Source organism: Noviherbaspirillum sp. FW303-A3 (genome assembly GCF_058788695.1).
The window spans coordinates 3851098-3864667 of record NZ_JBYTAZ010000001.1 but is presented as its reverse complement, the minus strand read 5'-3'; the positions used below and the strand labels follow the sequence as shown (position 1 = coordinate 3864667).

The 13570-nt window shown below is 63.5% G+C and carries 9 protein-coding genes; 3 read left to right on the top strand and 6 right to left on the bottom strand.

Going from position 1 to position 13570, the window contains the following annotated elements:
- Positions 1-134: 134 nt before the first annotated feature.
- Genes AC3WOY_RS18565 through AC3WOY_RS18555 form a run of 3 tightly spaced genes read left to right on the top strand, consistent with a single transcriptional unit; the run spans position 135 to position 5881 of the window.
- Positions 135-1325 (top strand): efflux RND transporter periplasmic adaptor subunit, encoded by a 1191-nt coding sequence (locus AC3WOY_RS18565; RefSeq protein ID WP_492426394.1) that lies wholly within the window; start codon positions 135-137, stop codon positions 1323-1325.
- Positions 1326-1337: 12 nt separating this feature from the next.
- Positions 1338-4487: an efflux RND transporter permease subunit gene (locus tag AC3WOY_RS18560; protein WP_492426392.1), complete on the top strand. Its 3150-nt coding sequence runs from the start codon at positions 1338-1340 to the stop codon at positions 4485-4487.
- Positions 4484-5881 carry an efflux transporter outer membrane subunit gene (locus AC3WOY_RS18555; protein WP_492426390.1) on the top strand — a complete coding sequence of 466 codons (1398 nt, stop codon included), beginning with the start codon at positions 4484-4486 and terminating at the stop codon, positions 5879-5881. Before AC3WOY_RS18560 ends, AC3WOY_RS18555 begins: the two co-directional genes overlap by 4 nt.
- Positions 5882-5884: 3 nt before the next feature.
- Here the strand turns inward: AC3WOY_RS18555 and waaA are convergent, their stop codons facing one another.
- The 6 genes from waaA to AC3WOY_RS18525 all read right to left on the bottom strand — a co-directional run bounded on the left by waaA (position 5885) and on the right by AC3WOY_RS18525 (position 13562).
- On the bottom strand, positions 5885-7144 hold the full coding sequence (gene waaA / locus AC3WOY_RS18550; RefSeq protein ID WP_492429358.1) for a lipid IV(A) 3-deoxy-D-manno-octulosonic acid transferase: 1260 nt from the start codon (positions 7142-7144) through the stop codon (positions 5885-5887).
- Positions 7144-8151 carry a lipopolysaccharide heptosyltransferase I gene (waaC, locus tag AC3WOY_RS18545; RefSeq protein WP_492426388.1) on the bottom strand — a complete coding sequence of 336 codons (1008 nt, stop codon included), beginning with the start codon at positions 8149-8151 and terminating at the stop codon, positions 7144-7146. Before waaC ends, waaA begins: the two co-directional genes overlap by 1 nt.
- A gap of 17 nt (positions 8152-8168) precedes the next feature.
- Positions 8169-9545: a phosphomannomutase/phosphoglucomutase gene (locus AC3WOY_RS18540; RefSeq protein WP_492426386.1), complete on the bottom strand. Its 1377-nt coding sequence runs from the start codon at positions 9543-9545 to the stop codon at positions 8169-8171.
- Positions 9546-9620: 75 nt separating this feature from the next.
- Positions 9621-10718 carry an MraY family glycosyltransferase gene (locus AC3WOY_RS18535; RefSeq protein ID WP_492426384.1) on the bottom strand — a complete coding sequence of 366 codons (1098 nt, stop codon included), beginning with the start codon at positions 10716-10718 and terminating at the stop codon, positions 9621-9623.
- 159 nt (positions 10719-10877) lie between these two features.
- Positions 10878-12362, bottom strand: a complete 1485-nt coding sequence (locus tag AC3WOY_RS18530) for a flippase (RefSeq protein ID WP_492426382.1) — start codon at positions 12360-12362, stop codon at positions 10878-10880.
- Positions 12363-12383: 21 nt separating this feature from the next.
- Positions 12384-13562, bottom strand: coding sequence for a glycosyltransferase family 4 protein (locus tag AC3WOY_RS18525; RefSeq protein ID WP_492426380.1), 1179 nt, complete (start codon positions 13560-13562; stop codon positions 12384-12386).
- Positions 13563-13570 lie beyond the last annotated feature (8 nt).

Here is a 13570-nt window from a genome sequence, read left to right as displayed (position 1 = left end):
TGATGCCTATAAAATAAGACGACCATCTTGCAGTCCGGAACAACAACAGCATGGACATCCGCTTCCGGCATTGCTCCCCCGTTTCAAGAATCCGGCTCTCCCAGGCGGGTTTCCATTTTCATTGCGAGAAAGACATGACCCTAGTTCGTCGTTTTGCGTCCGTTGCGGCGCTTGTGACCATGTTGATCAGCCTGGCGGGTTGCGGAGAGAAGAACGCAGCCGCGCAGGCACCGGGTCCCGGCATGCCGCCGCCCGAAGTGGCGGTCGTCACTGTGGCGGCCGAGCGTATCGTCATGACGACCGAACTTCCCGGCCGCATCGAAGCGACCCGCATGGCGCAGGTGCGTGCGCGCGTGCCGGGCATCGTGCTCAAGCGGGTGTTCCAGGAAGGCAGCGAAGTGAAGGCCGGCGACGTGCTGTTCCGCATCGATCCTGCCCCCTTCCAGGCCACCTACAACAGCACCCAGGCTGCCGTCGCGAAAGCGGAAGCGAACCTGGCGCAAGCCAACCTGAAGGCGCAACGCTACAAGCCGCTGGTCGAAACCAACGCGATCAGCAAGCAGGAATACGACGACGCGCTGACCGCGCAAAAACAGGCGGCGGCTGAACTTGCTTCCGCCAAAGCGGCACAGGAAACCGCCCGACTCAACCTCGGCTATGCGACGGTCACCGCGCCCATCTCCGGCCGCGTCGGCCGTGCCCAGGTCACCGAGGGCGCGCTCGTCGGCCAGGGCGAAGCCACGCCGCTGGCAACGATCCAGCAGCTCGACCCCGTCTACGTGAACCTGACGCAGTCGAGCGCGGAGCTGCTGCAATTGCGCCGTGCGCTGGCGAGCGGCCGTCTCAAGAGCGTCGGCAAGGACAAGGCCCGGGTCACGCTGGTGACAGAAGACGGACGCAGCTATCCGCACGACGGCAAGCTGCTCTTCTCCGACGTGGCCGTCGACGAGAACACCGGCGCCGTCACGCTGCGCGCGGAATTTCCGAATCCCGAACGCATGCTGCTGCCCGGCCTGTACGTGCGCGCGCGCCTGGAACAGGCAGTCAGCGAAAACGCAATCATGGTCCCGCAACAGGCGGTGCAGCGAGATGCCAGCGGCGCCTCGGTTCTGCTGGTCGGCGCGGATGGCAAGGTGGCGTTGCAACCGGTCAAGGCCGACAGCGCACACGGCGACAAGTGGATCATCAGCGAAGGCATCAAGCCCGGCGACAAGGTGATCGCCGAAGGTTTCCAGAAAGCCAAACCCGGCGCAGTCGTCAAACCGGTGCCGTGGAAAGCGGCCACCGCCGCAGTGCCCGCGCAACCGGAACAGCAATCCAAGTAAGGACGCCCTCACATGGCCAAGTTTTTCATCGATCGCCCGGTCTTCGCCTGGGTCATCGCGCTCTTCATCCTGCTGGCCGGCGCGCTGTCCGTCATGCGGCTCCCGGTCGCGCAGTATCCGACCATCGCACCGCCGTCGATCCAGATCAACGCGATCTATCCGGGCGCGACTGCCCAGACGCTGGACGAAAGCATCATCAGCCTGATCGAACAGGAAATGAACGGCGCGGAAGGCCTGCAATACATGGAATCGCAAAGCCAGGCCAACGGCTCGGCACAGGTGACCGTGACCTTCCTGCCCGGCACCAATGCCGACCTCGCCGCCGTGGACGTGCAAAACCGCTTGAAACGCGTCGAGCCGCGCCTGCCGCAGGCAGTCACGCAGCAGGGCGTGCAGGTGACCAAGGCGCGCAGCAACTTCCTGCTCTTCACGACGCTGTCTTCGACCGACGGCCGGCTCGATCCGGTGGCGCTGGGCGACTACCTGTCGCGCAATGTGCTCAATGAACTCAAGCGTGTACCGGGCGTTGGCCAGGCGCAGTTGTTCGGCACCGAGCGCGCGATGCGCGTGTGGATCGACCCGACGAAACTGGTCGGCCTCAAGCTCACGCCAGCCGACGTCACCACCGCCATCCGCGCGCAGAATGCACAAGTCGCCTCCGGTACGCTGGGCGACCTGCCCAACGCCAGCACGCAGCAGATCACGGCTCCCATCGTCGTCACCGGCCAGCTCGCCACGCCGGAGGAATTCGGCAACATCGTGCTGCGCGCCACGCCGGGCGGCGCGACGGTGCGCCTGCGCGACGTCGCACGCATCGAAATCGGCGGCCAGGTATATGCGACCTCCGCCCGACTGAACGGCAAGCCGACCGCCGCCGTCGGCGTCCAGCTTTCCCCGACCGCCAATGCGCTCGCCACCGCCAAGGCCGTGCGCCAGCGCATGGACGAGCTGTCGAAGTATTTCCCCGCCGGCGTGAAGTACGACATTCCCTACGATACCTCGCGCTTCATCCAGATCTCCATCGAGGAAGTGGTGAAGACGCTGCTCGAAGCCATCCTGCTGGTGTTCCTGGTGATGTACCTGTTCCTGCAGAACATCCGCTACACGCTGATCCCGACCATCGTGGTGCCGGTGGCGCTGATGGGCACGTTTGCGACCATGCTGCTGTTCGGCTTCTCGATCAACGTGCTGTCCATGTTCGGCATGGTGCTGGCCATCGGTATCCTGGTGGACGACGCGATCGTGGTGGTGGAAAACGTCGAGCGCATCATGAGCGAGGAAGGATTGTCGCCGCGCGAGGCGACGCGCAAGGCGATGGGCCAGATCACGGGCGCCATCATCGGCATCACGCTGGTGCTGATCGCGGTGTTCATCCCGATGGCATTGTTCGGCGGGGCGGTCGGCGCGATCTACCGCCAGTTCTCGCTATCCATGGTGTCGTCGATGGTGTTCTCCGCGTTGATGGCACTGACGCTCACGCCGGCGCTGTGCGCGACCCTGCTCAAACCGGTGGAAGCCGGCCACCATCACGCGAAGACAGGCTTCTTCGGCGCGTTCAACCGCATTTTCCACAGCACTGCAACCGGCTACCAGGGCTGGGTGGGAAGGATGCTCACGCGCGCCGGCCGCTGGCTGGTGGTGTACGGGCTGATCGTTGCCTGCGTCGCCCTGCTCTACGTGCGCATGCCCTCCGCCTTCCTGCCGCAGGAAGACCAGGGCTACCTGATCACCAACATCCAGCTGCCCCCGGGCGCAAGCACCAACCGCACGCTGCAGGTGATCGAGCAAATCGAGAACTTCTACCTGCAGCAGCCGAGCGTGGCGCGCGTGGTGGCGGTGGCCGGCTTCAGCTTCTCCGGCAGCGGCCAGAATGCGGCACTCGTCTTCACGCCGCTGAAGGACTGGAGCGAACGCGGCCCTGACCAATCGGCCAGCGCGATTGCTGGCCGGGCATTCGGCGCCTTCGCGCAGATCAAGGATGCAATCGTGTTCCCGCTAAGCCCGCCGCCGATTCCGGAACTGGGCAATGCGACCGGCTTCACCATGCGCCTGCAGGATCGCGGCGGCGTCGGGCATGACGCCCTGCTGGCGGCGCGCAACCAGCTGCTCGGCATGGCCGGCAAGAGCCAGGTCGTCCAGGGTGTGCGCCCGGACGGCCTGGAACCGACGCCTCAGCTGCAGCTGAGCATCGACCGCGACAAGGCGAACGCGCTCGGCGTGACCTTCGCCGACATCAATTCGACGCTGTCCACCGCGCTCGGTTCGTCGTACGTGAACGACTTCCCGAACCAGGGCCGCCAGCAGCGCGTCGTCGTGCAGGCGGACATTCCGCAGCGCATGCAACCGGAAGACCTGATGAAGCTGTACGTGCGCAACACCAAGGGCGACATGGTGCCCTTCTCCACCTTCATGAGTTCGAAGTGGATCGTCGGTCCTGTCCAGCTGTTCCGCTACAACGGTTACCCGTCCATGCGCATTTCCGGCAACGCCGCGCAGGGCCGCAGCACCGGTGAGGCAATGGAAGAAATGGAAAAGCTGGTCGCCCAGCTTCCGCCGGGAATCGGCATGGAATGGACCGGCCAGTCGCTGGAGGAAAAGACATCCGGCTCCCAGGCCCCGGCCCTGTTCGCGCTGTCCCTGCTGGCAGTATTCCTGGTGCTGGCCGCGCTGTATGAAAGCACTACGATCCCGATCGCGGTGCTGCTGGTGGTGCCGCTGGGCGTGCTCGGCGCTCTGCTCGGCGCGACCATGCGCGGCATGCCTGACGATGTGTATTTCAAGGTCGGCCTGATCGCCATCATCGGCCTGTCGGCCAAGAACGCCATCCTGATCGTGGAATTCGCGAAGGACCTGCAGGCGCAGGGCAAGGGCCTGGTCGAGGCGACGCTGGAAGCGGTGCACCTGCGCTTCCGCCCGATCATCATGACCTCGCTCGCCTTCATCCTCGGCGTACTGCCGCTGGTGATCGCCACCGGCGCAGGATCGGCCAGCCAGCGCGCGATCGGCACCGGCGTGATGGGCGGCATGATCACCGCGACTGTCCTGGCCGTGTTCCTGGTGCCGGTATTCTTCGTCGTCATCCGCAACATCTTCAAGGGCAGTGAGCGGCAGAGGAAGCTCTACATGGAGCACATGCAACAGCAAGAGGGAAACAAGGCATGACCAGGCAACGCATACTCTCCCTGATGGGTGCCGGCATCTTGTCGGCCTGCTCGCTCGCGCCGATGTACGAGCGCCCGGATGCGCCCGTCGCCGCGGCATATCCAACGGCGACGGATGCCGGCAATGCAAGCGCTACGGGTTGGCGTGATTTCTTCCCGGACCAACGGCTGCAAAGCCTGATCGAAGCGGCACTGGCAAACAACCGTGACCTGCGCATCGCCGCCCTGCGCATCGAGGAGGCGCGCGCGCTGTACAACGTGCAGTCGGCCGACCTGCTGCCGAATTTCAATGTGACGGCGTCCGGGTCGCGTTCCCGTACACCGGGCAGCGTGTCGCCGACGGGTGTGACTTCCGTGAACAGCACCTACCAGGCCGGCCTCGGCCTGTCAGCCTTCGAGCTGGATTTCTTCGGCCGCGTGCGCAGCCTGAACGATGCCGCACTGGCGCAATACCTGGCCACCGAAGAGGCTGGCCGCGCGGCACGCATCTCGCTGGTGGCGGAGGTTGCCAAGGCCTATCTCGCCGAGCGTGCATTCGATGAACAGGCCGACCTTGCGCGCCAGACCTTCGAGAGCCGCGAGTCTGCCTACAAGCTTGCGAAGCAGCGATTCGATGTCGGCGCATCCTCTGCCCTCGACCTGCGCCAGAACGAAACGCTGGCGCAGTCCGCGCGCGCATCTCTGGCCACGCTGACGCGGCAACGCGCGCAGGCATCGAACGCCCTTGCGCTGCTCGCCGGCCAACCCCTGAGCGACCTGCCCGCAGCCCACGCGCTGTCCGGGCAAAACATCGTCACTGAAATCCCTGCCGGTTTGCCTTCCGACCTGCTGGAGCGGCGGCCCGACATCCGCGCGGCGGAGCAGCGCCTGCGCGCGGCCAATGCCAATATCGGCGCCGCGCGCGCGGCATTCTTCCCGCGCATCTCGCTGACCGCCGCGACAGGCACCGCGAGCGGCGAGCTGTCGGGACTGTTCGAATCGGGTTCGCGCAGCTGGTCCTTCGTGCCGCAACTGGTGTTGCCGCTCTTCGATGCAGGACGCAACAGCGCCAACCTCAGCCTGGCGGAAGTACGCAAGAACTTGGCCGTGACGGAGTACGAGAAATCCATCCAGATCGCTTTCCGCGAAGTCGCCGATGCCTTGGCGGGCCGGGCGTTTCTCGACGAGCAGATCGATGCGCAGCGCGCCGTGATGGAAGCGCAGGCCGAACGCCTGAAGCTTGCCGACCTGCGCTACCGGAATGGCGTGGCAAGTTCGCTGGAAGTGCTGGATGCACAGCGCGAATTGTTTTCGGCGCAGCAGGCGCTGGTCCAGGCAAGGCTGTTGCGGTTAACGAATGCCGTGGATCTGTATCGGGCGCTGGGCGGGGGCCTGGCCGAAACCTCGGCCAGGTAAGCGTCAGCGGATCAATGGCTTGAGCAAGGCCATGGTCCGCACCGTGGCGCCGCGGTGCTGGCGTGCGAAGGCAGACGCGTGCTCGCCCATGCGCTTGCGTTCATCCTGGTTTGCCAGCAGGCGGGCGGAGACACGGAGCATGTCGGAAGCCGTTTCCACGCGCGATGCCGCGCCAGCAGCAATTGCTTCATCACTCACCACGCTGAAATTGAAGGTGTGCGGTCCGATCAGTACAGGCTTGCCGACGGCGCAGGCCTCGATCAGGTTTTGACCGCCCAGCGGCAACAGGCTGCCACCGATAAACGCAAGATCGCATGCGGCGTAATAGGCGAACATTTCGCCCATCGAATCGCCTAGCACGACGCGCATGCCTTCCGGCAATCCGGAATTGAGCGATGACCGTCTTTGCATCGCGAGTCCGCGTGCGGCGATTTTCGCTGCCACTTCGTCGAAGCGCTGGGGATGCCGGGGCACAATGACAACCAGCGCCTGGTCGAGCCCGCTGCCATTCAATTCATCGAGGATCAGGTCCTCTTCCCCTTCACGCGTGCTCGCACAAAGGAGAACGGGCCGGCTGCCCATCATCGCGCGCAAGGCGGCTCCCGTGGCAAGCGCCTGCTCCGGCGGCGTGACGTCGAACTTGATGCTTCCCGTCACGCTCACGTTCGGCGCACCGAAGCGGCGCAGGCGTTCCGCATCCGCGTCGGTCTGCGCCGCGACGCAGGCGAACCCCTTGGCGGCGTCCGCCATCAGGGCAGACAGGCGCTGCGCCTTGGCCAGCGAGCGTTCGGAAAGACGTGCGTTGACCAGAGCAACCGGCACGCGATGCTTCACGCATTGCGCAATCAGGTTCGGCCACACTTCCGTCTCCATCAGGATGCAGATGCGCGGCTTGAAATGCTTCAGGAAACGGCCGGACATGAGCCCCGTGTCATAGGGAAGGTAGCACTGCACGAGTCTGTCGCCGTGCTTCTGGAAGAGGGACTTGCCGGTCGCGCGCCCGGTCGGCGTCATGTGGGTCAGCAGGATGGCATGGTCCGGATAGTCGCGCAGCAAGGCGTCGACCAGCGGTTCCGCTGCGCGTGTTTCGCCGACAGACACCGCGTGTACCCAAAGAACTTTCCTGCCTGGCCTGACGGCGTAGAAGCCGAACCGCTCTGCCATGTGTTGCCGGTAGCCCGGTTCCTTGCGGCCGCGCCACCACAGGCGTCCAAGAACCAGCGGCAGCGCCAGCCACCAGGCGAGCGAATAGAGAAGTCGGATCATGCAATCTGCGGCCGTGCCGATGCCGGTCCGAGCAATTGTCCGATGGCGCCGGCGACATCCTCGACGGACGGCGGCGCGCCAAGGTCACCGAGGTTGATGATGTTCGGCGACCAGTTGCCTTCCGTTTTCCAGCGCGGCGAATCGCAGTACAGCTCGATGGTCGGCCGGTTATAGGCAGCGGCAATATGCGTGAGCCCGGTGTCCACGCCGATGGCCAGCGCCGCGCGCTGCGCCAGCAGGACGGCTTCCATCATGGACAGCCTGGGCAGCACGCGCGCGTTCGGCATCTGTGCAGCAAGCGCTTCGGCGGCCTGCTTCTCAGCCTCGCTGCCCCATGGCAGCAGCACGTGCAGTCCCCGCTCCGCCAGCAGCCGCGCGACGGCAACCCATCGCTCGGGCGACCATTGCTTCGATGGCCGGGCCGTGGCGTGAAAGAATGCCGCATACGGTTCCGCGGGCACCCACGCGGGAAGCTGGGGCATGCCGGGCGCGCGCAAGCTGAAATCGGCGGGGTGGTCGATGGAATATCCGAGGGCGGCAGCCGCAACGAGCCGTCCTCGCAGCACCGCGTGCGTGTGGCGGCCGACCGGTACGCTCATGGTGTGGAAGATACGCGAGGCGCCTTCGTAGCCCGAGCCTTCGGTGCCGTTGGCAAGCCCGACGCGCCTGCCTCCGGGGACAAGCCGCGCCATGCGCATCACGACGCCAGTCTTGAGCAGGCCCTGGGTATCGAATACGACGTCGTATTCCTCGGCGCGCAAACGCTGGTGGAACGCGCGCATTTCGGCACGCGTCGGCCCCGACAGGAGACTCTTGCGCCAGCGGCGCAGCGCGTACGGAATGATATTGCGTACCCCCGTGTTCAGGCGCACCAGGTTCACGTACGCTTCCTCGACGACCCAGTCGATCTGTGCACCGGGAAAGGCGCGCAGGATATCGGCAACCATCGGCATGTTATGCACGACGTCGCCGAGCGAGGACACGCGTACGATCAGGATTTTCACGGGCAAGGCGATTCAGGTCAGAACGGCAGTTTTGCGTCCGGCTTCGCCGAAAGGATGGCGCGGCGGAACTCGTCCTGGATGCGCTTGAGCGCCTCGGGCGATTCGCCCTCGAATCGCATCACCACCACCGGCGTCGTGTTCGACGAACGCGCCAGGCCGAAGCCGTCCGCATACTCCACGCGCAAGCCGTCGATCGTCACGATCTGCTCCGCATCCGGGAACTTCGCTTCCTTCTGCAGCTTGCCGATCAGTTGCACGTTCTCGCCCTCTTCCAGGTGCAGGTGCAGCTCCGGCGTGCTCGATGCCTGCGGCAAGGCATTCAGTTCCGCCGACGGATCGTCCATGCGCGTGAGCAGTTCCAGCAGGCGCGCACCGGCATACAGGCCATCGTCGAAGCCGTACCAGCGATCCTTGAAGAAGACGTGCCCGCTCATCTCGCCGCCCAACGGCGCGCCCGTCTCGCGCAGCTTGGCCTTCACCAGCGAATGCCCGGTCTTCCACATCAGCGGCACGCCGCCATGCTGCTTCACCCACGGACCGATGTGGCGCGTGCATTTGACGTCGTACAGGATTTCCTTGCCCGGATGGCGCGTGAGCACGTCCTTCGCAAACAGCATCAGCTGGCGGTCCGGGTAAATGATCTGGCCATCCTTGGTCACCACACCGAGACGATCGCCGTCGCCGTCGAAGGCCAGGCCGATCTCGGCGTCGGTTTCCTTCAGGCAGCGGATCAGGTCCTGCAGGTTTTCCGGATGCGCCGGGTCGGGATGGTGGTTGGGGAAATTGCCGTCGACTTCGCAGAACAGTTCGATCACCTCGCAGCCCATCGCGCGGTACAACTCGGGCGCGAAGGCGCCGGCCACGCCGTTGCCGCAATCGACCGCAATCTTCATCTTGCGGCTGGTCTTCACATCGCCGGCGATGCGCTCGATATAGGCCTGCCTGATGTCGTGCGTGCCGTAGCTGCCGTTGCCGGTGGCGAAGTCGCCGCGCACGATGGTTTGGTACAGGCCCTGGATGGCGTCGCCGTAGATCGCTTCACCGGCCAGCACCATCTTGAAGCCGTTGTAGTCGGGCGGGTTGTGGCTGCCGGTGACCATGATGCCGGACTTCGCATCGAGTACCTGGGTGGCGAAATAGACCATGGGGGTGGCGACCACGCCGAGGTCGATCACATTGATGCCGGCGCGCTGCAGGCCGGCGGCGAGCGCGGCGGACAGTTCCGGGCCGGACAGGCGGCCGTCGCGGCCGATGATGACGGTCTGCTCGCCCTTGATGCGGGCGGCGGTGCCGAAGGCCTGGCCGATCTGGCGCGCAACGCCGATGTCGAGAGTCTTGCCGACGATGCCGCGGATGTCGTAGGCCTTGAAGATGCTTTGCGAGATGGAGGACATGATCGATCAGAAATAAAAATGAAAAACTTGACTGAATGCAGAGCGGTGTCGACGTTCGCGACGGCCTCTGCGGCCCTATTTGGTTCTCTTGCCGAAAAACATCCAGCGCGGCGACCGGAAGCGCACGATGCGCGCATACAGCCACACATAGCTGACGATGAACAGCACGCTCAGTACCATCAGCACCCAGGTATGGCGCCAGAACACCGTTGCCGGGACAACAGCCATCAGCGAGAGCAGCCACAGGTAAGGTGACGTCAAGGCATTGCGCAGGTTCAGCGCGCGCGCGTCGCGACCGCCCACCGCCCACAATACCACCCTGCGGAAGATCAGGCTGTGCAGGTGGATGCCATCCGGCGTGCCTGGCGACTGTCCGCGCAGGAACAAGCGGCGATAGGCGGAGAACAGTGTTTCGAATGCCGGATAGATCAGCAGCAGGACAGCGTACCAGGTCGAGACCTGGGGATTGCGCATGACCAGCAGCACGGACAATTCAGCGAGCATGAAGCCGAGGAAATAGGCGCCGCCGTCGCCAAGGAAGATCAGTCCGACCGGATAGTTCCACACGAGGAAGCCCGCTGCCGCGCCGGCGACGATCAGTGCCGCCACCAGGACGAAGGTGTCGTTGACCTGCAGCGCGACATAGGCGAGCGACATCAGCATGCTGATCGAGACAACGGTCGCGAGGCCGTTGAAGCCGTCGATGATGTTGATCGCATTGGCGATGCCGGCGACGGCAAGCACGGTCAACGGCAGCGCAATCCACACCCAGCCGATCGTCCACTGGGAAAAGATCCAGTCGATACGCTCGATCTTGGCATCGATCAGAAAATATCCCATTGCCGCCGCGAACATGGTCAGCAGCAAACGACGCGCCGGACTCACGCGCTTGGTGAAGTCCTCGACAATGCCTCCCAGAAAGGCAACCGCCGAGCACACGAGCAGCAGCAGGACGCCCTGCCCGATGGGCGGTGTGCGCCACATTGCAATGGCGGCGCTCAGGATGACGGCAATGAAAATGCTCAAGCCGCCGATGCGCGGCACGGCGCGCGCATGCACCTTCTGCACGCCGTCGAGGTCATTGTCGAGCGCGGCGCGGTGCCGGATCGCGTGCCTGATGACGAACAGGGTCAGTAAAGCGGAGGCGATGAAACTGATCAGGAAAGACGACATGTATTGTTGTAATGGTGCACCTTGCCGGCCTTTCTCGCTTGTGACGATCGCAGACGGCACGGGAGGCCGGAGATCGCCGGCAAAAAGAAGGTGACAGTCTAAATTATTGACAGATGTTAATCACGCAATTACATCTATTTTTACGAATTCAAGACAATTTCATTGCACTTTTTGCAATGTTCTGAAACGGCTGCGCAACCGGAATGCCTCGTTGCGGTCATCCCGGCTCAGCAGGCCGAACCAGGCGACAATGGCACCGCCGAAAACAGCCGCCGCACACAGGATTGCCCGCCACGGCCACTCCAGGTCCGGGCCAGACAACGCGCCTGCAGCAGCGATAAACGTCACCCCGACCAGTACCGGCACCGTGACCGGACGGGCGCTTTCCTGCCCTACCAGGCGCAGCAGGAGCAGGCAGTCCAGGAAAACGCGCAACACCCATAGCCAGGCCGCGCCGACAATGCCCCACTCCGACACCGCCGCATACAGGCCAAGTGCGTACAGCGGCAGTTCGACCAACTGTACCTTGGCCGTCAGGTGGGCACGCCCGACAGCCTGCAGCCAGGCATGCGGTAGATGGGAGATGGCGTATACAAAAATGCCGAGTGCAACGATCTCGACCACCCTATACGCATTTGCGGCGAACGGTGCACCGAGCCAAATGCGCAAGCCGTCATATGCCCCTGCGGCGGCAAACGCGCACAGCGGCAGCATAATCGCTGAAATTATGCGGACGCCACGCTGGTACAGCGCCGCAAGGGGTACCTCGGTCTTCGCATCAAGGTTGCCGGCAAATTTTGGGAACAGCACTCCGGCCAGGGCGGCGGGTATCACCATTGTGCGCAGCAAGACTTCCTGAGAGGTGACATACCAAGCGACTGCCTTGGGAGGTACTAACGCTGCCAGTACGAACCGGTCGGAGTACAGCATCAGCGGACCGATGACGTTGGATATCGTAATCCACCCTCCCTCCTGAAAGAACAGTCCCTGCCCGGCCAGCTTCGGACGAATCGGTCCCATCAGGATGCCTCGCTCCGCCTGCAGGCACGCCCAGGCATGTGCAGCAAGGGCCAGCACCCGCCCGAGCACAATGCCGATGATCATGCTATCGAGCGTCGGAATGATCAGCGACGCCACTGCTGGCGCTGCGTATGTCCATGCACCGAACACCGTCCGCATCAGGTTGACGCGCGCGAATCGATGCACGCCTTCGAGCGCTCCACGCAACCAGTTGGTCGCTAGCGTGACCGGAATGCTGAATGAGATCCACGGCCAGCTCGCCGCCAGTTCCCGTCCGAGTTCACCGGCCGGCAGCAATCCGGAAAACACACCGCGTGCGGCAAGCAGCAGCATTGCCATCGCCAGTAGCGCAGGAACCGCGCGCCACCAGAAGAATCCGCGCAGATCCATCAGCTCCGACTCCAGCTGTCCCTGTTCCGCAGCCTGCGCCACGCGACGCGTCACGACCCTGCTCAGGCCAAAATCAAGGAAACTGAAATAGCCGACCAGCGCCCAAACGACGCCCAACGCACCCAGGCGCTCGACACCTGAAAAATGCGCGATCACAGGGACCGACGCCAGCGCAACCACCATCGGCAGTGTGTGCCCCAGCAGGTTGAAGATGAAGAAGCGCAAAGTGTGCATGTTGCGGCGATGCGGCTGTAGTTACTCGCTCAAATGACCGAGCCGGGCGCCTGTTTCGCGCCGTCCCAGCATGCGGTCATAGAAATCCAGCGAAATGGCAGTCGTGTTCTCCCATGTGAACGTGCGGCTTTGCTCATGCCCGCGTGTCACTAGCTTCGCCCTTGCCTCCGGGTCATCCAGCAAGGATTGCATGGCGGCGGCTATCTGGTCGATGTCATTGGGATCGACCTGCAGCGCACCGCTGCCCGCCACTTCCGGCATGGATGAAATGTTGCTTGTAATCGTCGGCACGCCTGCGGCCATTCCCTCCAGCACAGGAAGACCGAAGCCCTCGTAAAACGACACGTAGGCGAACAACAATGCGGATTTGAGCAATGCGTGCTTTTCTGCCTCGTTCACATATCCTGCAAGGACGATCCTGTCCCGCAATACGGAGGAATTGATGTATTGCATCAGGCTGTCGTAATCCCAGCCGAGCTTGCCCGCAATGACCAGCTTGACATCAGTCCGGAAAACCGCGCAGCGCTCGAACGCCTTGACAAGTCCGAGTATGTTTTTCCGCGGTTCGATCGTACCGACGTAGAGGATGAAACGGTCGATGCCGAAGCGCCGACGTAGCTCATCGACGACATGCGAGTCTGCAGGCGCCTGCAGGCGCGCGAGGTCGGCGCCGAGCGGTATTACACATCGCTGCGCTTCGCATCGGGGAAAGAACCGCATGAAGTCATGCATCGTCGATTCGGAAATGAACAGCAATCCCTCCACTTTGGGCAGGCGCCGGATGAAGAACTGGAAGAACACGCGCTTGGCAAGCACATGCAGCTCCGGAAACAGGAAGAAGGACATGTCACATACCGTGACAATGCGCTTGAAGCGGCCAAAAGACAGCAGCGGAAAGCTGTAATGCAGCGAATGCGTTGCGTCGATGCCTTTCATCAACGCAAGCACGGGCATGATCACCTGCTCCAGCAACACACGGAACAGAAAACGCCGGAACAGCTTCGCCCTCAAGACGATAGCAGTCGCATTTGGAATCATCCGGATATCACGGAGAAGTTCGGCGTCGTCGTCCAGGACCAGGAAATGCAGGCGCGTCTCGCCAACCTGCGCCTGCAGCCGCTTTACATAGTTCACCGCATAAATGCCGACACCAGTCCGTTCGAGAGGCAGCTGTGTCAGGTCGATCAGGACACTTTTCATGCCGGCGC